This window comes from Thalassotalea nanhaiensis (assembly GCF_031583575.1).
Classification (GTDB): Bacteria; Pseudomonadota; Gammaproteobacteria; order Enterobacterales; family Alteromonadaceae; genus Thalassotalea_A; species Thalassotalea_A nanhaiensis.
Map to the genome: position 1 here is coordinate 2,448,073 of NZ_CP134146.1, position 22,439 is coordinate 2,470,511.

The window sequence follows — 22,439 nt, forward strand, 5'->3', positions numbered from 1 at the left end:
CCACTGTTCTGCTTTTTTACCGTTTTATTTTACACTTTGCTTCTGTCGAAATTGGCTTGGCGTCATCCCCTGCCAACGTTTAAACGCACGGGTAAAATGCGCAATAGAGCTATAGCCTAGATCAGCGGCAATTTCTACAACTGTATCTTCACTCATCGTTAATCGTTTTTTGGCAATATCAAAGCGCATTTGCCCTATTAAATCTCGATAACTTACCCCTTCATTTTGCAAGTAACGCTGAATGCTGCGCTTGCTTTTACCGGTGATCAGCGCGGCATCAGTAATAGAAGGGACAAAGCTTTTAAAGTGCGGCGCCAGCATAGCTTGCAGCGTGTCTTTGAATTTACCTAGAGTTATTTGCTCAAGATTGATCTTACTTTGCTTTTGCTTAAATGGGTTTGGTTTTAACGCATACTGGTGTTCGATAAAAACCTTAGTACAGGACTGCCCCCGAAATACTTGTGCACCCAAAATCATTTCCGCTTGATCCGCCGTTGCATCGAGCCGCTCAAACCACACCATTTGTGGCCGCCAAGAATTACCAACAAAGATGCGAACTAGAGACACAAACACCGCAATCACATATTGCTCCATCACATTTTTGCCTAATGGTAAATGCTCTGTCGACTGATGACAAAGCCATACACCTTCACTGGTTTTCTCGGTCCAGTTTTTTGCTTCATTAACAATGGTGTTAACCGATTCACAAAATATTTGCAGGCAATGAAATAGCGTTTCGCCCTCAACTTTCATCTTTTCAACAATATTGGCAATATGCTCCAAGCCGCCTAATTCAACAATTCGATAACCCAGTGCGGGCATTTTATAATCGCGCTCAACAATCGCCATCAGTTTCCTAAGTGCCATACCAGCAATCAGTAACTCTTCGTCATTTTCAATATCAAAGGGGATATGAGCCTGCTCTAACACCTTGTGTACAGGCGCATGAATTTCCCGCAAAACCTCAATTATCGGGTAAATTAATTTCGCTCTCAATAAGTGTGTATTAGCCATAATGTCCCTGATCGTTATCAACACGGCTTCAATGATGAAGTATTAACAATTCTGTAACCAAACGTAATGGCGCAAAATGGTAAACCAAAATCGTTACCTTCATCCTATTATAGCTTCAGAAATTTTCAAGGACTAAATACAAAGTTACTTGGAATAGCTATAAATTTTAAATTGAATAGGAATATTTACCATGAATAAATCAATATTAGCGTTAACAGTAGCTGCAGTATTTTCTGCCAGTGCAATGGCTGCAAAAATCGAACTTACCGATGATGTAAAAGGTAAGTACTACAACTCTTACGGCAAAACTGATGCACAAATTACTGAACGTATAAAATTCCTGGTTGATGTTTCTAATCCTCGTACTGAAGAAGACCGCGCAAAAGACAATGCTACTATTAAACGTTATAAAGATGCGATAGTGATAAACACATTGCATGTAACAACCGCTGGCTTTGCTGGCGCCGATGAAGCCGCTTATGAACAAGCACTTTGGGATTCATACGATCACAACATTACTCTAGAATCAGCAACCGTATCTAATGGTGATGGTAACCTTGGTGCATCCCCTGTTGATAATGCAATACGTGCAAAAGCCGTAGTTGACTCATTGGATCACACTATGCATGTCGATTCTGTAAAGGATATCTATACAGCTAAGAAAAATGAGCAATTAGGCGTAGTTTACAATATACAAGGCTCTGATTTTATTGACCCGCTTACCATGGAAGATCAGGTTATTGCGATGAAAAACGCTGGTATTTTAACTGCTAACTTTGCATATAATGTTGACAATAAATTTGCCACTGGTGGTAATAAAAGTCGTACTGAAGCCGATAAAGGCTTAACAGAGCAAGGCAAAGCGCTAGTTAAAATGTATAACCAACATCGCATTATTGTCGATTGTTCGCACTCATCTGATCAAACTTGTTTAGATGCAGCTGAAGTCACTACCCTGCCGATGATAGCATCGCATTCTAACGCTCAAGGTGTTCATGATGTATCACGTAATATCTCAGATGAAGCGATTATCGCCATTGCTAAAACAGGCGGTACTATTTCACCGACATTCTTAGGCCCATTTATGAATGATGAAGGTACAGCATCATCTGAAGATATTGCTATTGCGATTGATTATGTGGCAACTGTTATCAGTAAAAACACCGATTTAGATGGTCGTAAACACGTAGGTTTTGCTGCAGACTTTACTCACACATTAGCCGATGCCTTTGAAGTAATCGTACGTAGCCCTGAGCGCTACCCACCAGAGTCTGGTTATGCAACACCGGCAGAGCAAGCATATGCTTCTGACATCTGGGGTGCGGTACCAATTTTAGAAAAGAAATACGGTTGGTCTGAGCAAGACATTCGAGGTGTATTAGGCGAAAACGTATTACGCGTATATAAGCAAGTGTGGTCAAAACGCTAATTAAACCTTTAATAACATAAAATAATAAAAAGGGATCACTCGATCCCTTTTCTATTGTAATGAGCGAAGCGAAAGAGTTTCGCTTATGATGAAATATTTAAAAAATGGCGTTAAATGGTAATTGTTTATTCAAATGCGTCGTTATAATTGGTTTATCGAGAATTGTATTATTTTAACGTTTTGGAGTTATTATGTTTAAACAAATTATTGCTGTACTAACTTTAGTTTTAGTATTTTCTAGTTCAGCTTTTGCAGCAGACAAAGAAGAAAATCGTCACTTTATGTTTATTGGTGAACCTAATGCCGCTGCGTGGCAATACCTAATAGAAAACCCTGCCGATCGTAAATCATCGGTTGAAGGAGCATTTAAAGCACTTGGCGGAGAAGTGGTTAGTTATTATTTTGGTTTAGGTGATGGCAAAAATTACATTACTGTAACCATTCCTAATGATAATGAGCTAATTCAAGCCATTTACCTTATGCGATTACCGAGTGGCTTATTAAACTCGTATAAAGTTATTGAATTAATGCCGTCAGAGCAAATGACTAAAGCTTTGATCAAAACGAAACAAATGCTCAATAATGATACAACGTTAAAAAAATAGTACCTATTTTACTAAAACATGAAAAAGGCGCAGCTAGTGCGCCTTTTTCTTACGTTTTTTATAACCGCTTATTATTTATTTTACTCAGCTCTTTTTCTATGTAAAAACATAACGGTTATACCAGCTAAAAATGATCCTGACGCCATCATAAGTGCAACATTGTTTAATGGTAAGCCTGCTGCGAAAAGAAAGCCCGGTATCATTGGCCCAAGTACTGCACCACCTCGGCCTATGCCAAGCACAAGACCAGAGCCTGAGCCGAGTAGTGACGAAGGGAAAGATGAGGCAAACAGGCCGAAAAAGCCAGAGATAGCAGCAAAAATAAATGTTCCAGTAAAGAATCCGATTTGCTTCATGTTTGCTAATGTATCAGTGAAATAAGGGAACGTTGCAACGCCGATTGCAGCTAAAATAAGACAAGTAACCATTAACACTCGAATAGATACAAATCGCGCGATAATTCCCATACCAATAGAGCCAACAACACCACCTAAACTAATAATCCCAAGAACTTCAGTTGCTTGTGAAGCAGTATGACCAAGGTCTGAAACAATAGTTGGTAACCATTTTACGAAATAATAGTAAGTACCAATATTTCCAAAATAAGCAAACAAAAGAATACCGGTAGTGACTGCTAAACCGCCTTTAAATAAGTTTTTAGCGCCAACAGGTTCAACATTTTCCTCTTGTTGCGGTGTTAATGTTTCAGGAGCGCTATGCCCTAGACGTTTCATAATCTTTTGGATACGTTCTAATGCACCTTCTGGTCGTTTACGTTCAAGGAAAGAAACCGTTTCTGGAACCAAAGCATACACCAATGGAATAAATAACAAGCTCATTGCTGCGCCCAAGTAGAACGTGACACGCCAATCATATTGCTTAAGCAATGGTGCCAGGAACGTAGCCCCCATATACACACCAAAAGCAAAACCACCAGCAACCAAGGTTACCGCAAGCGCTCTGTTTTTATTATTGCAATAATCACTCGATGTTGCTGTAGCTGCAGCCAATAACCCACCAATACCTATACCAGTAAAGACTCGCGAAGCACCCAATACCCAAACATTTGGCGCTAAACCGGCAACTGCCATACCAATGGTCAGAATAATTAGGCCAATCAACATCGTAGGCCTTCTCCCACGTGTATCAGCAAAGGAGCCCATAATAATAGAACCCAAAGCCATGCCCACTAATTCCATCGGAAGGATAATACCTAACACGGCTTTAGAAAGCCCCCATTCAGCAGTCATGCCAGGCGCGGCAAATGCGATTGCCAGAACATCGTAGCCATCCAGCGCTAAGATGCCGATGCAAATAGCAACAACATACCATTGCCCTATTTTCATTGGTTCTTGTTGAATTCTCTCAAGAGCCCCTACTTGTGTCGTCATTTTCTTCCCCATATATTATATTTTCCCAAGCCAGTATTTAGCTAAGTGCGTTTTTATTGTTTTTATTACACTAATTTAACTTACAACATTTCATTCACAGCATAGTGGTTAATTTGTTTAGGAAGCACGTCAATTGCGGCATATTTGTTGTTTTGACTATATTCTGCGCTGGCAGTGTTGGCTTAAAAGAAATGCTTGGGATTTTCCAGATAAATACTTAATGAGTGTTTATGCCGTAAATTAGGAAATGATTTTGCCAACAGTAAATTACAATTAGTAAGATAGTTTAAAATAAAAATGCCATCCTTTAGGATGGCATTTATACGTGAAGTTTAGGTTTGTGATTTAAATATCACAAACTTCATTATTACTTAATAGATAAAGGTAATGTGTATTCACTTAAATCAATTTTAACATGTGCATCCATTTGAGTAGTTACCGCGGCACCACAAATACCAACACAACCTTCAGGTTCGATACCTGGTACCCACTCAAACATAGTGTCAGTACTTGCTAAAAGATCGGCTTTAAATAAACCGCTTTTAGTTCCAGCTATTTCTTGACATTCAATTAAACCAGTACCCCAACGATCCCATTTCATCTTACTTGCATATGCTACATCATCAACCGGTAAACCTTTACTAATAACAAGTGCATCACCTGCTAGAGCAGCTTTCTGCTCAGCGTCTGCACCAGATGCTTGGAAAGTAAATGCGGCAGATATTATTTTGTCACCATATGCAGCCATTGTGTTTGACATATAACCAAATTTTGAAGGTGAAATATAACTATCACCCGCACACGCGGCTTCTGTAAAGTAGACTTCTGCGGTAGTAGAACCTGTAGTGATGCCTTCAACTTTAACCGAGTTAATATTATTATATTGATCGTCTTGACCAACTTTTTGTTCTGCGAATGAAGATTTAACTACGATGCCATCGATAACAGCGGTATAAGTAGTTTCATTGATCGCTACGATAGTACCAACAACGGTATCATTGGCATCAACTAACTCCATTTTACTTACTGATGACATTTGTAAAGCTTCAATCGATGCTGTATTAGCTGTCACTGTTGCAGAGTTTGCACCAATTGAAGCCTCTAAGGCCTCTTTAGCGGCTGTTAACGCTGCAGTATTGTCTGCAGCTGCCGTAGCATTAGTTGCTGTCGCGGCAGTGTTCGCAGTAATTGCATCGGCGTTCGCTGAAATCGCTTCAGCATTGGCTGTTGCTGCTTCAGTGTTAGCTGTAATAGCAGTGGCATTAGTTGCCGCTGCTGCTGTTGCTTCATCTGCAGATGTTTGTGCGGCCATTGCGTCAGCGGCTACTGCGGTGAAGTTTGAGTTTACGTCTGCAGCTACTGCTGCTTCACCGGCTGTGAATTCGATTAAATCTGCGGCTACTGCTGGTAATGCCACTGATAAAGCTAATGCTGCTGCTGTTAATTTAAATTTCATGTTTTATATCCTTGAATCTATTATTTTATTTAGATTAATTTATAAGTATTAATTTTATTATTTGTTATTTTAGTGATGGAGTATTTAGGAGTCTTATTGCCATTCAACTTCATCCCACTTTGCTTTTTCACTGTCCCAAACCAACTTAGTTTCAGCTGGAGGTGGAGGTGGTTCTATTGTCTTGCTATCCGAACCGCCACCGCCGCCACAGGCGGTAAGCATAACTGCAGCGATAATTGCTGTAGCTAAACTTTTGAATTTCACATTAGTAGTCATAATTGTTTCCCGTTAATGTACGTATGTATTCCTTGAAAGACATTGAAGTAAAAAGAATATGATTCTGTTTTATTAACAAATGCCTTTAATCAAAGCTCGAAACTATGAATATCTAACCTCAGAAACAATTACAATCGAGTAAACTTCAAAAAACGAACCTACAGTCAGAATATAAATCCATTTCATTCACATTAATCATCAAATCCCTTAATATACAACCACTTACATACGGAAAAAGAATGATTCCAAGTTCAGTTAACTGCAGGTTTTTATTAATTAATACGAATAAAAAAACATAAATTCAGTCAATAATTGACCTAACAACAGCTCATAATACTGCTGGTTTTCTTTAAAGAACTAGAGATTGGAGATGGGGAATTTATGAATTTGGACAATAAGAAAGGGCTTGTACTGTTTCCAGTGCAAGCCCTGCTACTTATTACGAATTTTAAAAGTTATCCGTTACAGTGGGTACCACAGTTTCCTACATATTCTTCTCGGGGTATGTAGGTTCTCGCCGCTTCACTGATATCTAAAGTGAAGTCATATTTAGTCGGGTCGACTTCTAATATCTCCGGAGCTATATACCGTGGACGACATGTGGCAATGGTAGTTTCAGCTAACCCAGAACATTCTGGGAATCCTCCATGTTCACTGTCTTGAGTCCAGATAACAGGTTGCGTAAAGCGCTTACTGGTCATAGTACATTCATAGTCACCGTTTTCTTGTAATGCACAGGAATTCAGGTCTGAATAACCTTCCTCATTTATATTAACTTCTCGGTGATGACTGTTGAGCAAAGTCATAATGTGACGTTTGCTAAAATCATTAACAAATGGCTGACCTGGTTGGTACGCAGCAGCAGACTCTTTATGTAAGTCAAAAGCGACAGAAAACTCCTCCACGTAAGTGCTGGTACAAAACATTTGTGTTGCATCATCTACTTTAACGTGATTATCAGGGTCTGCTAGATAATCGTCTAACTCGGCATTATTAACAGCAAAACAGCCAAGTGCAGTACCCCTACTAGAGTTATTCCAGCAAATTGGCGCATGCATAGTGAGGCCATAGTACAAACAAGATACACGTTCATTAAATGCATCTTTCATACTACCATTTAAGAATTCATAGGCGCCGCCTTCTTGCACTGCTTTCGCATCAAAAATATCTAATAAGGCTGTAACCCCAAATGGCTTATGCGTTGCAATTAAAATTTCAACACAATCGCCGAAATATGTATGAGTGATAATTTCAATAATATTACCCTCACTATCTTTAATGATAGTGTCCACATCTGCGAGTTCTTTTAAACTTGCATCATCTTCACAGGTTATTTGATTATCGCGCAGGTCTAAAAATTCAGGTAACTTTATCCAGGCTAAAATGACGCTAATATCGGTTAATAAGTTAGTATCTAAAAGCAACTTATCAGTAATATTAACATTAGCTAACGCGCTAATATCAGCAATACTGTTATTGGTTAAATTTAATGTAGTTAAGGCTTCTAACTCAGCAAGAGCACTAATGTCATCAATTTGGTTATTGTTCAATGAAATCGTCGTTAACTTAGTTAAATTTTCCAGCACATTAATGTCATTTATTGCATTGTTATTTGCTGTTAATTGCGTTAATTCAGTAAAGCTGGTCAACGGTTCAAGGGAGATAATTTTGTTGTGATCTAAATTCAGTGTCGTCAGTGTATTAAACCCGGCGATAGGAATTAAATCAACAATTTCATTATGATGAATTGCCAATTCAGTTAGCATCGCGCTTGTTGAAAACTCTGGTAGTACACTAATTTGATTGTTATTTACGGTTAAAACAGTTAACTCGTTTAAACCGGCCAGGCTTGGCAAAGCTGATAAGTTATTATTGTCTAAATTTAACTGAGTTATACCGGTAAATGATTCAATACCAGCAACCGTAGTTAAATCATTATTTGACAACGTCAGTTCAGTTAATTGGTTAAAGTTTGCCAGTTTTGCAATATTAGTAAGTAAATTACCCGATAAATCTAATACTTCAACATTAGTTAAATTCTCTAGCACATCTATATTAGTTAAAGCATTTCTTGCTAATTTTAACGTTTTTAACTGAGTAAAATTACCAATTACCGAAAAGTCTGTAACTTTAGTGTTTGATAAATCAAGATACTCTAATTCGACCATTTGTGACCAAGCTGATATATCTGAAACATCAGTGTTCGGTAACGCAAGAGTTTTAAGACCGGTGAAATACTGTAGATGTTCAAAATCGCCTGTTGGATCCCAGGTAGTACAGTCCAACATCTCGATTTGGTCAACCAGTTTTTTCTCGAAAAAGTCCTTTGCTGCACCGCTAAAGGAACCGCCAGGAGCGACTATACCAAACTGGCCGCTTTCATTTTTCATTATACATGACAATAATCCGCCATTTTTACCATCAGGTCCCCAATATAAATCAGCAAGCACAGGACTTGAACGTTCACTGTCATAGGGAGCAAAATCTTTTGGCAATGAGTCAGGTAAATTATAAACGCCATCGCCGTCGATATCGTCATCTACATTATCAAGCTTGCCATCAAAGTCGGTATCACGGACCTTAACGTAGTTACCATCTTCACCAATTTTAATACCGATTTCAGTGAAGCGTTCTATTCCTATTTCGTTTATTATTGCAGTTTTCAACGCTGCTACATTAGATAAAAGAAGTGAATTAGATAAGTACTCAAATGTAGTAGTCACGTCCTCAGGCAACGAAACCAATGCTTCTTCGCCTTCTAGTTTAATTAAGGTATGAATTATTGCTGCTAGCGTTAGTGCATCATAATGACGGCCGCCGTCAGCTGCTGCTACATCACCATTAAATATCGGCAGTAATGCGTAAATATCGGCTAAACTTGGTTCAACGCCAGCGCTCAGTTGCGATTTAGCCAGCTCGCTCGCAAGCACAAACTGCGCAGTGGTCATGGCATTAATGTTAAGGCCAAACTCTTCAAAACTTTCTAGGGCTTCATTAGCACCATGACGGCTTTGTAAAACCTTAATGTTTGGTAACAAAGAAACATACTCAACATTTTGCTGGCCAACATGTACCACTAAACCTGTACTTGAGGTAATACTTTCGCGGCCGGAGACTACAAGTTTGACCATCTTATCAACATTTTTTTCGTCAACGATTAGATCAAAGTCATAAATACCATCGGAATAACTTCTTTTATCATCAATGGTGATAATTTGATCGCCTACATAAGCGGTGATGATTGGCTGAATAATATATTTTACCTGGCCATAAAGCTTAACTTCTTCAACAATTGGCTTATTGGAAATATTAACGCTGTCTTGCTCAGTATTACCTTCATCGTCGGTAACAGTTACACTAATTTTATACTCAAGATTTTCATCACCATAGGTAACGTCTGGCATGGTAAAACTTACTTGTTCAGTGCTCGCTCCCACTAACGTGATTGCTGGTTGATTTGGATTAATTATTGTCCATTCGTAGCTAACAATTACACCATTTTTATCAAATGCATCGGCATTTAATACTACTTCTTCGCGTTCAAAAACTGATAACGCTTTCGTTTCTATTGAAACAGTTGGAGCATACTTTTCTACGCTTAAGTCGGCGCTATTATCGTCGCCACAACCGCTCAGCAATACTGATGCAATTAGCAGGTTGGCACTTGAACTCTTAAACATATTTTTATAATTGGCCATAAGGCTTCTCACTATTAATTTATTCACAGTAACTTAGTTTGAGCAGGCAAACATTTTGCCTGCTCTCTATCTGGGCTTACTCTATGATTATTAGAATCTATAACTCAACTCAGCAGATACCGTACGTCCTACTGCAGCACCACCATAGGCACCGCTATTAAAGTATGGCCAGCTGTATGCTGTTTGGTCTTTTGGTGGGCGCGGGTTAAATAAGTTAACGATTTGGGCAGAAACAAATAAATCGTTATATACAGCCCAGCCACCAGTTAAGTTAAAGGTGTAGTAAGGGTCTACTCGTTGTACTTTTTGATAGTAGTAACTGTTTTCATCACCAAATTCCTGAGGTGGATTCATAATTGGCGTAGAGCCAATGCGACGGCCACTTAATGTGAGTGAATAATCAGCTTGCATCCAAGTTAATGAGCCATTTATTACAGAACGAGCAGTTGAGTTCCACCATTTATCGCGAGTATGAACTTCTTCGCCATCTTCTGTCGCTTGATAGCTAGAATCCAGGGTATGAGTCCAGGCCAAGTCAAGTCTAAAATCACCATAACTGGTTTCTAATTTATAGTTAACTTTAGCGTCTATGCCTTCAACCATTTGCTTGGCAGCATTTTCATGCGAAGTAAATACTGAGCTAATTTCTCGACCGAACGGTCCAACATCTGACCAATCTTCAACGTCGTCGGTAATTTTGTCATCATTGTTTTGACAAAATGCAGAGCCAGGTTCGATATCCGGACGATCATTTTGATCGGCAAAATCAGGATATAACTCTTCATCACTACGGTCTTGACAGTAAAATTCATTAACCAGCACGCCTTGCAGACTTTCACTAACAACAAGTTGCTCTATTTCAATTTTGTACCAGTCTAAAGTGATGTTTAAGTCTTCAGTTGCTTCCCAAACGATACCTAAACCGTAACTAGTACCTTCCTCTTCTTTTAAGGTTTTAGAACCAGCAGTGTTACCACGAATTGATTGACCAGCACATTGTGCGTTATCTAAATCAAACTTGTCATTAACTGGGTCTAAATCAGTGAACTCACCGTCTTCATCTTTTAAACCTTCATAATAAGCAATTTCACAACCGACAATATCAACACCAGTAGTGTAGTAACCACCGTCTTCAGCGAAAACGCGATGCATGTCTGGCGCTTTAAAGCTTGTACTCCATGTACCACGTAGCAATACCTCATCTATTGGTGTATAGCTAATACCTACTTGCGGAGTAAAACGACCACCAATATCAGTAGTGCCATCTTCGTATTCATCATAACGGCCAGCTAAAGAGGCTAATATTTGTTCGGTAACTGGTATTTGTAATTCAAGACCTACGGCGTAACGAGAACGATCACCACCACCAATACTACCGGTTAAGTTATACCAACCTTCACGGTAGCCATTTTCGTCTTCTTTGGCTAATGTACGATCATCTAACATCATGTCATAGCCTTGCTCGTTCCATTCAAGCACGGCAGCAAACATCGCATCACCATGGTCCATTTCCCAGGCAACACCTGAAACTACTGCAGTAATGGCATTTGAATATGACTCAGATGCTTGCCACTGAGTGCCGGCTAAATCCGCTCTAACTTGTTCAGACAAAGGATCGTACAAACCGATAGTATTTACGCCGTCGTAACCTCGAAACACGGCATCACCAAAACTGATGTCATGTTGTGTTCCTAAGAAATACTTTTTAACTTGCTCTTCTTTTAACTGCGTTGAATAACTGTCACTTTGATTGTCACTACGGCTAAATGTTACTTCCCAATCATATTCATCAAATACTACGCCTTTAAGGCCAACATTTACCATTAATGAACTGTCTTCAACATTACCGTCTTTAAAACCGATTTCATCTTCAGAAAAGAAACGCTGATGAGTCACCCATTTCCAGTCTTCAACACCTGTACCGGCAAAACCATCATTTTCTAATGGTAAAAGGTTACTGTCATTTTCACCTGTACCGTCTTCACTAACGTTGATCATCATTTCTTCATTAAAGTAATGAAAACCGCTGCGATATTCAGCTTCCTGATATGAATAAAGTACATCAGCAAAAACAGAAACATCATCTGTTAAGTCGTAAATACCACTTAAGTAAGCCGATACGGTTTCACGATCATTTCGAATTGTTCGAGTACCGGTGTTATCGGTGCCACAATAATCTCCCCAGTTGTACTCATTCTCTTCACCTTCGTTATCAATGCGATCTGTAGGAATATAACCGGTACCAGAATTTTGACAGGCGCTGTTTGCTGGTGATATATAACGTGGTGGTCGAAGAAACTCATCTTCATCATCAAAGTACTCTTCATCGTTACGATAAAAGCCTTCATAACGAGCTAATTCGTCAACAACCACTATTCCGCGATCTAAATAAGTATGACCTGCTGGACCATCTTCTACACTGTCCATCCAGTCTCGATCTGCAGCTAAAATTTTCTTTTGAACTTGATATTCAAGTGCTCCAGTTAAGCTGTAGTTGTTATCACTAATACCTGAAACAATTTGAAAACGCCCTTCTTCACCACCGCCTTCAGTGGTAACACCACCTTTAATAGCAACGGTAGTATCTTCAACGTCTTTTTTGGTGATAATATTCATTACCCCTGCAACTGCATCTGAGCCGTAAATAGCTGAGGCACCTGCATTTAATACTTCAATACGAGCAATTGCTACTGCAGGAATAGCTGATAAGTTAACAAAATTACCTTGGCCATTATATGGGCTTGGGTAATCAGCCATGCGGCGACCGTTCACTAAAATAAGTACTTGGTTATTACCTAAACCACGTAAACTTACTGTTTGTGCATTTGGGGTAAAACCACCGGTTGCAGCAGACTCAGCGCCTTGTGTAGTACCGGTATTTGAGGTTAAATCTTTTAAGGCATCAAACGCAGTGGCAAAACCTTTGGCTTGTAATTCAGCTGCACTGATAACTGTTACCGGGCTTGGTCCTTCAAAATCAATTTGTTTAATACGAGAGCCTGTAACTTCAATGCGTTCAACGTCATCTTCGTCTTCTACAACTTCTTGCAGTTCAACTTGATCAACTGCTGTTTTTTCAATTTCTTGCTCTTGGGCAGCGTAAACATTAACACTGCCGATTAAGCCGACAAGGCATGCACTACGAATACTAGTAGTTAATTTACTTAATTTTTTCACGATAGTTTCCAACCTGAATAATATTTTTATCTTTGTTTCGACGCTTGCCGCCAGAGTTATCTGACGACAGCATCCTTTATTTTTTAGTATTTATTTTGTTTTTCTAAGCTTCGATTGTCGTAGCATTGTTCGACGCGTAAACAGCGCCGTTAATGCCATTAACATAAATGCTGCATTGGTAGTGCCACCAAAATCGGTCGCCTCAACATTTACGCTCGCTTCAACTGGCATAGACTGTTTATCGCCATTGTGACCAGTAAGCTCGAAGATGATGATCCCTTCCTTTTTAGCACCTGGGGTAACAAAGCTGATTTCATTTCCAGACTGCGTAAATTCAACGCTAGGGCCTGATACTTGCGCCCATTGGTATGAAATTAAAGGGTTGTCAATTACCGCATCAACTAAACTGGCGCTGATCACTACGGTATCGCCTTTGCTCGGGTTACGTTCAGATACAGACGTGGTAAACACCGGGCGACCTACAACTTCAATCGCTTCATCAGCGTATGAATAACTCGGATGCTCTTGCTCATTAATAATTGAAGTAACTACCGGGGCAACATCAGTGTGGCCTTCAACATGGTCATAATTAATGACTAATGCTACTGCCTCGGCATTACCGCCAGCAGTCATAACATGTTCAAAGGTGATTTCGCTGCCGTTAATGCTATAGTCAACAACTTCACCGGCTGATTTAAGTGCTATACCCTTTTGTACATTTTCATGAGTAAATTGCACCAGTTCTGTACCTGCAGTTAAGTCCACAGTCATGTTGTAAGTGATGTCTTTTTCGGTGTTATTGGCAGTGAACATGATTTCAAACGCAGCTTCTGAGCTTGCTTCATTGTTTGATAACAGGTTTAGTTGAACATCATCCAGACCGCGTTGAATATTGACATTAACCGTACCAATGTTCTGACTTAGGTGATCATCAGTACCTAAGTGGAATTGACCATAGTAACGCTCGCCCTTAGTCATCGCTTTATTCCAAGTTAAATCAAGGCTTACCTCTACATCTGGAGCTACATTTCTTGGCCCGCGTACTTTTAACGACTCATCGTCTTCGTCAGCATTGCGCACGACTGAGATAGAGAACTCAACAAAATCTGGCTCTTCTAATGTTGCAGGATCATGTAATGGATTGGCTTCACCTTCACCGATTTCAACCGCATTAAAAATGTCACCGTAGTTATGAATAAGTAACATATAAATACCTGGCGTTGGGTTTTGTACGTCTATCTTGGCATCTGCGCCACGATATCCATCCCAAAAGGTTACAGCTCTAAGCTCACGAGTATCAACAACACTGTCAGCATCAGAATCAACCATGGCATACATGTCAATATCTGGTGAAGAAGTATCCAGTACTTCAATCACTAAGCGCGCCGCTGTTGATGGTACATAGAAAGGGTATGAATAAGTACCATCTTCTAAATCACGATAAACTTCAGATGGGAATTGATCTCTTGATATGTATACCTTGTCAGTAAACGCTTCAGTAATACTGCTTTCTGTAATGGTTAAATCATTACTACCAATAGTGACAATGTCGCTAACTTGTACCGTACCGGTATCACGATGAGCAATAATGTTCACAGCTTCAGGCGCAGTACCAGCAACAAATTCAACTGCAGCGGCAAGGCTCATATCAGCAATGTTGCTATCGCTTGATTTGAAGTGAATACGACCATTTGACCAAAGTGCATCAAGTTCATCATTAACGGTTGCGGTAAAGTATAATTTATAGGTTTGCCCTGCTTTTACTGAAAGAGTATTAATTTCAGCCCCTGCAAGCTCTACCGTTTTAATTTCATCTTCTTCTCGTGGGGTTAGTACTAGACCTTCTACACTTTCATCGACAACATAAGTATTTAATACCATGCCTTTGTTACCGTAAGAATAAGATATATCGTAGGTAGCATCCTTTACGGCTTTAAAGGTACGAACCCAGCCACAAGCGGCTAAACAGTCGCCTTTAGATAAGCTTGCCAGATTTAAACGATGGGTTTTACCATGCCAGCCATGTGGTGCTAAAATTTTATCCCCATACTCATCGACAGGATAAGGAAGTTCCATCTCATCACCTTTGTCACTTTCACCAGGTAATCCCTGATCATCCGGCAGTTCCTGATAGGCAGCATCACCGTATGGATCAGCAGCTAAATATTCATCACGCGTAATTGGCATAACTAAACCAGCCTTAAGCGCATAATCTACACGCATTAACCCCGAGCCTTGCATATGGAATGATGCTGGATCGAATACTTCATTGTTGTCTTGATCAAACTCGCCATTCCATACACGAACGGTTGTTGCTGCAGTTAACATAACCGCTGATTGCGCTTCTGCTGGCGTCCAGCGTTCTTCCTCAACTTCCTTAGCATTTTGTACACCAGCAATAATTGCGTAAATACCAGTCATATGAGGTGTAGACATTGACGTACCGCTTTTATATTCCCATTTCGAGCCACTGGTTACAGAGTTAGATTTGTAACGCATCATGTTTGGGCCTAAACCTGAGGCTATAATGGTTTGACCTGGACCGGTAATTGAAGGGATCAAATAATCTTTAGAGAAAATATCTGGACCACGTGATGAGAAAACACTTGGAAAGTTTGCTCTGGTTGGATTTGATCGAGCTTTAGAGTCGCTAAGGGCAATTTTATGATCTTTGCCTTCGGCTAACCATTCGACAAGCTGTTTACCGTTTTTATAGTTTAAGTGCAGCGCCGGCAATACATGTTGATCGGCAATTACGCTTTCACTACCATTTTTAGTATTAATTAAAATCATTCCAGCAGCACCAGCAAAGTGTGCTTCTACACCTTTGGTTAAACGAGCAATAGGGCCTTCTCCATTACCGCCACCACGCTTACAAACCACAACTTTACCAGCAACTATTTCGGGCTTTAACGTTCTTGGGCCACAACCACCGGCAATCCCCCAATCATCTTCGGCATTGCTCACTTCTGCATTACTAGCCAGAACAAGATCGGTTTCAGCAAGGCCTAATGTACCCGCTTCACCAACTAAAACTCCTGATAAATCGATGTATTGCTGCCACTCTGGCTTATCTAAGTCATCTTTAGCAACGTGATTAACGACCAAAGTATTACCACCAAATAATGTCGCAATTTTTTTATCAAAACCTCGATCGGATGACGCCGAGCCAACGCTGGTAAGCCAAGGAGCATTTGCAGGGGTACGTACCGTGCCCCAGCCATATGCACCGGTGTTACCGGCAGAAGCAGATACATGCATTCCATTTTGACGAGCACCTAAAAACGCTAATGCCTGCCAACTGTACCAAGGAGATGTTGCCGGTCCACTAACGGAATAGTTAACCGCGTCAACTCCAATATTAAAGGCATGCTCAAGAGCTACAGCAGCATAACCTGGGAAACAACCGCCATTTGTACCACCACACACTTGATAAGATATTATATTTGCATGTGGTGCCACACCGGCTATACGGTCATAAACAAACGATTCTTTAAAGTCGTTATAGCTGTTTTTATTTTCATGATTTTCTCTACCTTCAATAGCTCTTTGCTCTAATTCTTCTTCAAAGTTAGCCATTAAAGTAACGTGATCGCGTTGCCCGGTTTCAACTTCTGCTTGTATGTTGTAAACAAAGTTACCTGCTGCGGTTGAGGCTACGTGAGTACCATGACCAGTAAAGTCTTGACCTGTTGCCCATCTTGAGTGAACAAAAGTCACATCACCATTTTCTTCAATTATGTGATCATGAGATACACTATCGTCGGCAAAAGCACCTATGCCCATAACACCAATGAGCTTTTCACTACACCAGTTTGGCTGCGTAGCACAATCTCCGTAGTAACCTGATGCACTGTTTGGGTTTGGAATAGGGTTGGTAAAAGTGTAAGTTGTACTTACTTTATTACCTTCTTCATCAACAACAAAATTACCATCGGAGTCAAATTCAAACTCTTCAACCTCGCCAGCAAATGACGGGTTAAATGGTGGTAAGTTTTCAGTATCGGTAATATCCCTTACCAGTTCATGATAAGACGAAATACCTGAGTCAATAACAGCAACAACTGCGCCCTCGCCCATGCTGATACTGTCGCCATTGGCATCTACGTATGTATTAGTTTGCTGCCAGACATTATCCGCACCAGTAAATGCAGGGCCAGAATCTGTGTCCATGGCTTGCATTTCAAGTTTCTCGATTGAGCGTACACCTGGCATACCTTTGACTAGTAATGCTTCAGTTGCATTAAGCTCGGTGGTAAAACCGTTTAAAACAGAGGTAAATTCAAATTCAACATCCAGCTCGCGCTTTAAGCGCAAACCAATATGCAATTGCATTTCAGCCTGTTTGCCAGATAAAAAGTTTTTATATTGCTTTGACGCTAAACTCTTAGTATTAAGCTTACCGCGGGCATCAATATTTGTGCCTTTACTGGCTACTACATTCGTTGCTGATAAACCATCGACGCCGCCTTTATACATGGCTAAAGCATCGTCTTCTAATAAGACCATGTAGCTGTCGATACCAGCGAGTGATTTCTTTTGAGTGAGTAAATCTTTGGTAAAAACCGTTTGATTTAGTGGAATATAAGTCTGACCATCGTTGTCTATTAAGCTATTTGATGCAGCATTCGCGCCTGCAGCAGAAATAGACAAAGCCAGCATTAATTTATTTAAATGTAATTTCACTTTTATATCCTTTTTGAAAAGTGCCTAAGCACTTTTCTTTAATCTTTGAGCTAAACGACGTTGGCTGGCCAAAATCATTAACAAGATGAAAGTAAATGAGGTGCTACCGCCTGAAGAGGATGAATTTCTTTCTTCTTCAGCTTCAGAATTTTCATTGGTAATGTTCAATTCAAGTGATGCTTGATAAGTATGAATATCGTCAGAAACCAATAATGTTGAGAAGAACTGCCCTGCCACATTTGGTGTACCTGATAACGTACCTGCTTGGCTAAGCGATAACCCTGCTGGTAATTCATTTGAACTAAAGATAATCTTACCGCCATCAAGATCGGTAAAGTGTGATGCTAAAGAAACGCTTTCAATTTCTTGGCCAACTTTAGCTGCAATAACAGGTAAACCAGAAACCTGCTGCGGTGCATTGTCATTGGCGTTCGATAAGCCGATATTCACCGTAGTGATATCACCATTAAGGTAATTCATGTACGCCTGTATTTTGATTTGGTATTGGGTCTTTGCTTCATAGTTCAGAATTGATGCGTCGCGAACAGTGATTACACCAAATTCATCCATCTGAAATGGTGCACCAACATCGCTACTCATTAAGCGCATGCGCGAGTTTTTACTTTGTTGTAATCGGTCTCCACCAAACTGAACCTGGCCAACAAAGTCACCATTTTGTGCATCTTCACTAATGGTAAAACTTTGGTTATCTTTAATGGTTGGTAATGGCGCATTCCAGTCTAAAAATTTGAAATAACCACTGGCAGGACTAAACACTGACGACTTGCCAATACAGTTGTCCAAACCTAAATCAACAATCTGACCACCACACTCTTCTTGCACAAGCTGGGCAACAGTCGCTCTTTCACCTGGAGCAACAGTAAGCTTATCTTGCCAAGTTAGTTCATCTGCATCTTTACTATCATCAGCATGCGCAATTTTTATAACAGAGCCAGTTAATAATGAGTAATTACCTTCGCCAAACATTGTTTGCTTAATTGGCGCTTTTAGTACATCAGCAAACTCGATCATTTTGATATAATCGGTTTGGCTATGCTCACCTTTTAAGTTATCCGGGTAACATGTTGCGTAAGTACTCTCTTTTGGTAGATTACACATTAAATTAGCCGTAGTTGGGCCTTCACCACCGGGCCATGGTGCCCCTACTGGTGATGTAAATGAGATATCTTCAACAAAACGAGGGTGCGTTACCGTACAGGTATAACGTAAAGGACTTAACGTTTTAATATCACAAAAGTTGGTAAAGCTTGTTTCGCTAAGGCCAAAGTAAATAGGTAAGCTTACTATCGGCTGATTTTCAGTAAACTCTCTAATACAGTTACCATTAGAGTCATGTACTTCAATAAAATCTTCACTGTAATCTTCGTCTTCACAGATGTCTTCAATAATTTCTTCGTCAAGGGCATTATCAAGTTCTTGCTCGAATAAGCCGCCATATTTGAAATTATGAATAAGCAAGTTATCGCCGATAGTCGGTAAACTCTGTCTATCAGTAATAAACTGAAAACCAATATTTTCATTAAAGGTTTGCTCATTTATGGTGAAATCCGATTCTATCGGGGTAACACCGTAGCCAATGTGTGGTCCATGATATAAATCTTCTAAACAGATATTCATGATCACCGTATCACCACCTGGAGAAACAATAGTAGGTAATGTCGATGTTTTTAGACGTTTTTGTGGGGCATCTAAGTCATAGGCATATTTGTAATCAATATAAAACGTTTCTAAAGTAAGTGGCTTTAAAGAGTCATCGATACCATCGCGCAGTCCATCTTCGCCTTCATCAATTGAATCAAAAGATACAAAAAGCTCGGTAATTCTTTGCTGTTCATTTCTAACAGCAGCTAACTCAACCGGTGTTTTATAACGTAATTGACTATTAACAATTGAGCCTTCTTGCGGATATACATTATCAGCCGCAAGCAGTGCTTCTTGGTTATAAAGCTTTAACACCACTAACTTTTCACCAATACGATCCATATACTTAGATACTGGTACTTGCATTGGCTCAAACATAGTAACGGCAACACTTAGTTGCTTGTTTGAAACACTGCATTGCTCTTGTGGATAAACACCACCAGAAACTGCTTTAATAATGTTGCCACCGGAATTTACTTTGTCGGCAGGTTTACTGGCTGAATAGTAAATGGTAGGCATGGCATAAAGCTCTTGCGCAACACTTGATTCATTTTTAATATCAACCTGATTATAAGATTGGGTAATGTCAAAATAAGTGGCATTTTTCCAGTCACTTCTAAACGGTGGCACTCTTTCTTCTATGCCTATTTTGTCATAGGTTTCTTTTTTGAAAAAAGTATCAAAAACAGAAGTTTCCATATCAACACTGAATGGACTAGTTTGATTAGGCATAGCTAACCAGGGCATTTGAATATTTTTAGTTTTACTACGTTCGTGAGAAAATTGGATGTAGCCATCTAATGCATATTGATCCCAATTTTCAAGTGTGTAATCCGCACTTTCCTGAATCGATATAGGGCTTAACTTACTGCCATCAATATTAAAGGTAACGCCGACAGTGATTTCTGAATTAGCTGGTATCGTTACGTGTGAAGGCATGAGCACACTAATGGCGGCATTATTCGGTCGATACGAGTCTTCCACACTTTTCGCATCATGAATAACATTTGACAAATAATACGTTTCTTCTTTATCAGAAACGTTTTTAATGACTAATTCTTTAGTAAATCCGGCTTCGCCTTGCACAGCAACCTGACCTAAATTAATAGTCGGTTGCAGCGTTGCTTTGTCATACATTAACACTGGCGTGCCATTAGCGGCCACAGGGTTTAAGCGGCCACCGCCTAATTGGGCAATTCCCCAGGCATTAGCAACATCATACTCACCGGTATTGGTGATCATCGCTTTAATTTCATGGGCGTTAAGCTGTGGGTAACGCTTCATTAAATTAGCAGCCACCCCTGCAACTCTTGCTGCGCCGTATAAATTGTTAGGTTCAACTTTATCGCTGTAGTTACCAGAATTAATAATTGCGCCATAAGCGTCAGATGATAATGCAACAACTTCAGGTTTTATATTTGATTGACCACGATTAGGCCCTATTGGACTGTGTTCGTTAATAATGTATTCACCAACATTATCGACATCTTTATCAACAAAACCGACTGAAATTCCTTCTGGCACCATACCGCGTGGAGCCACGCTGTAATACGTTTCAAATTGACCATTGTCCCCTGCAGGAGTCACCACTAGGGTGCCGGTAGCAGCAATGGCACGTAATATTTTAATATCTAAACTACCGCCAGTATGGTTTTCGTCCCAAAAACCTAACCAGCCCAGAGTGTTTACATCTAATAATAAAATATCGGCAGCATCAGACATATCACCGTCTAGGTTGGGATCCATAACCATTTCGAATGCTTCGTATAGGCTTTCTTTTGACTCTCTTAAAATTCCAGAGCCTGAGTTATTTACACCATGGACTTTATAACTAAGTATTTTCGCTGAAGGCGCTGCATTTAAAATCATAGATGCGGTGACGGTGCCAACTCCGGCCTGATAGCCGTACTCTACCCCATCGACTTCAATTTCGATGTCGGCAAAAAATTCAATCGGGTTATAATCAAAGCCGCCACGAGAAGAGGAAAAGTCGAAGCCGCCAATAACGGTTTGGTTTGGAAATAAATCAGACACTGCATCACGGTCATAATATGCAGTCACATAATCAGCTTGCTTACCGCTACCACCAAGTTGTGCATGAGTATAATCAACACCTTGGCCAATAAGAGCAACCACCGGATTGTCTCCTGGGTCATTCACTTTTAAGTACCGATATGGCGACTCTTTGGCTGCTAATGAATTAGCTTCTACCAAGGTGGCATTTTCATCCTTAATTACAGAATCAACGTCAGAAAAATGACGAACTTTGTCAGCGGTTGCTTTACTCATTTGCATGGTGAGCATGCTAGTAACGATTCGTAGCTGTCTGGTCACAATCGCGTTAGGGTCTTCGGCTTGAATGCTCGCAATTAATTGAGTTTGTTGTTCAGTGATTTCGTTTATAACAGCGCTTCGACCAGCACCGTATACAGCATATTTGCTGTCTATTGCTCCAGCTTGAGCTAGAGTAATATTGTATACCCCTAATTCTTCGTTTGTGTTAGCTAGGTGTGAACTAACACTGTCGGTATTAGCACTATCTAGTTTGCCATTATTTACGACGGCATTAGCACTATTTGATAATAATGCTGAAACTAAAATTGCGACAGCGGATGATTTAAAAATCATAGTGTCCTCTTTAATTAATTTAAAATGTTCTAAATTTAAGATTCATTTGGAATCATAAAATTTTGAAGCTGTTGTACATGGGTGAATTTATTGGCAGATATAAATACAAGAGTTAAAATTTCCATTCAATCAATCAGAGTTCCAATTAGCGTTGAATTAACATCTTATTTTTATCCAAAACCTTTAATCACAATGCTTTGAAAGAATTTGTTCCGATAACAATCTCACCCAAAGATTAACAAAATTTAACAATTTCCAGATGTCATATAAGTAACTTTAAATGTCACTTAGTTGAATACATGTTTGAATTAAACCCCTGTAAACCAGGGGTTTACACAAGATTAACAAAGGTAGATTTTGCAATTACTTATTGCTGTATTTTGAATTTAGGGGCTGTCAAAGTTCACACTTGAATAT

At 39.8% G+C, this 22,439-nt stretch carries 10 protein-coding genes; 2 read left to right on the plus strand and 8 right to left on the minus strand.

Translation table 11 applies throughout. From position 1 onward, the window contains the following. Positions 1-24: 24 nt before the first annotated feature. Positions 25-1,014: a helix-turn-helix domain-containing protein gene (locus RI845_RS10805; protein WP_348386181.1), complete on the minus strand. Its 990-nt coding sequence runs from the start codon at positions 1,012-1,014 to the stop codon at positions 25-27. Positions 1,015-1,204: 190 nt separating this feature from the next. On the opposite strand from RI845_RS10805, the gene RI845_RS10810 reads away from it, so the two are divergent. Both RI845_RS10810 and RI845_RS10815 read left to right on the plus strand, forming a co-directional pair. Further along, positions 1,205-2,443 carry a dipeptidase gene (locus tag RI845_RS10810; protein WP_348386182.1) on the plus strand — a complete coding sequence of 413 codons (1,239 nt, stop codon included), beginning with the start codon at positions 1,205-1,207 and terminating at the stop codon, positions 2,441-2,443. A gap of 191 nt (positions 2,444-2,634) precedes the next feature. Then, positions 2,635-3,048 (plus strand): hypothetical protein, encoded by a 414-nt coding sequence (locus RI845_RS10815; protein ID WP_348386183.1) that lies wholly within the window; start codon positions 2,635-2,637, stop codon positions 3,046-3,048. 80 nt (positions 3,049-3,128) lie between these two features. Here RI845_RS10815 and RI845_RS10820 read toward each other — a convergent pair whose 3' ends face one another. The 7 genes from RI845_RS10820 to RI845_RS10850 all read right to left on the minus strand — a co-directional run bounded on the left by RI845_RS10820 (position 3,129) and on the right by RI845_RS10850 (position 22,022). Then, positions 3,129-4,439, minus strand: coding sequence for an MFS transporter (locus RI845_RS10820; protein WP_348386184.1), 1,311 nt, complete (start codon positions 4,437-4,439; stop codon positions 3,129-3,131). A 367-nt stretch (positions 4,440-4,806) separates the two neighbouring features. Continuing rightward, positions 4,807-5,895: a hypothetical protein gene (locus RI845_RS10825; protein WP_348386185.1), complete on the minus strand. Its 1,089-nt coding sequence runs from the start codon at positions 5,893-5,895 to the stop codon at positions 4,807-4,809. A gap of 93 nt (positions 5,896-5,988) precedes the next feature. After that, positions 5,989-6,171: a hypothetical protein gene (locus tag RI845_RS10830; RefSeq protein WP_348386186.1), complete on the minus strand. Its 183-nt coding sequence runs from the start codon at positions 6,169-6,171 to the stop codon at positions 5,989-5,991. A gap of 455 nt (positions 6,172-6,626) precedes the next feature. Then, a complete protein-coding gene (locus RI845_RS10835; RefSeq protein WP_348386187.1) occupies positions 6,627-9,869 on the minus strand; it encodes a leucine-rich repeat domain-containing protein in 3,243 nt (1,080 codons plus the stop codon). Between the two features lie 90 nt (positions 9,870-9,959). Further along, positions 9,960-13,046, minus strand: coding sequence for a TonB-dependent receptor domain-containing protein (locus RI845_RS10840; RefSeq protein WP_348386188.1), 3,087 nt, complete (start codon positions 13,044-13,046; stop codon positions 9,960-9,962). 90 nt (positions 13,047-13,136) lie between these two features. Beyond that, positions 13,137-17,732, minus strand: coding sequence for a S8 family serine peptidase (locus tag RI845_RS10845; RefSeq protein WP_348386189.1), 4,596 nt, complete (start codon positions 17,730-17,732; stop codon positions 13,137-13,139). Between the two features lie 24 nt (positions 17,733-17,756). Continuing rightward, a complete protein-coding gene (locus RI845_RS10850; protein WP_348386190.1) occupies positions 17,757-22,022 on the minus strand; it encodes a S8 family serine peptidase in 4,266 nt (1,421 codons plus the stop codon). Between the last annotated feature and the right edge of the window lie 417 nt (positions 22,023-22,439).

What these genes read in the sequence shown, in the direction of transcription:
- RI845_RS10815 (WP_348386183.1), top strand. Translation starts at nt 2,635, where the DNA reads ATGTTTAAACAAATTATTGCTGTACTAACTTTAGTTTTAGTATTTTCT.
- RI845_RS10835 (WP_348386187.1), bottom strand. Translation starts at nt 9,869, where the DNA reads ATGGCCAATTATAAAAATATGTTTAAGAGTTCAAGTGCCAACCTGCTA.
- RI845_RS10820 (WP_348386184.1), bottom strand. Translation starts at nt 4,439, where the DNA reads ATGACGACACAAGTAGGGGCTCTTGAGAGAATTCAACAAGAACCAATG.
- RI845_RS10825 (WP_348386185.1), bottom strand. Translation starts at nt 5,895, where the DNA reads ATGAAATTTAAATTAACAGCAGCAGCATTAGCTTTATCAGTGGCATTA.
- RI845_RS10805 (WP_348386181.1), bottom strand. Translation starts at nt 1,014, where the DNA reads ATGGCTAATACACACTTATTGAGAGCGAAATTAATTTACCCGATAATT.
- RI845_RS10810 (WP_348386182.1), top strand. Translation starts at nt 1,205, where the DNA reads ATGAATAAATCAATATTAGCGTTAACAGTAGCTGCAGTATTTTCTGCC.
- RI845_RS10830 (WP_348386186.1), bottom strand. Translation starts at nt 6,171, where the DNA reads ATGACTACTAATGTGAAATTCAAAAGTTTAGCTACAGCAATTATCGCT.
- RI845_RS10850 (WP_348386190.1), bottom strand. Translation starts at nt 22,022, where the DNA reads ATGATTTTTAAATCATCCGCTGTCGCAATTTTAGTTTCAGCATTATTA.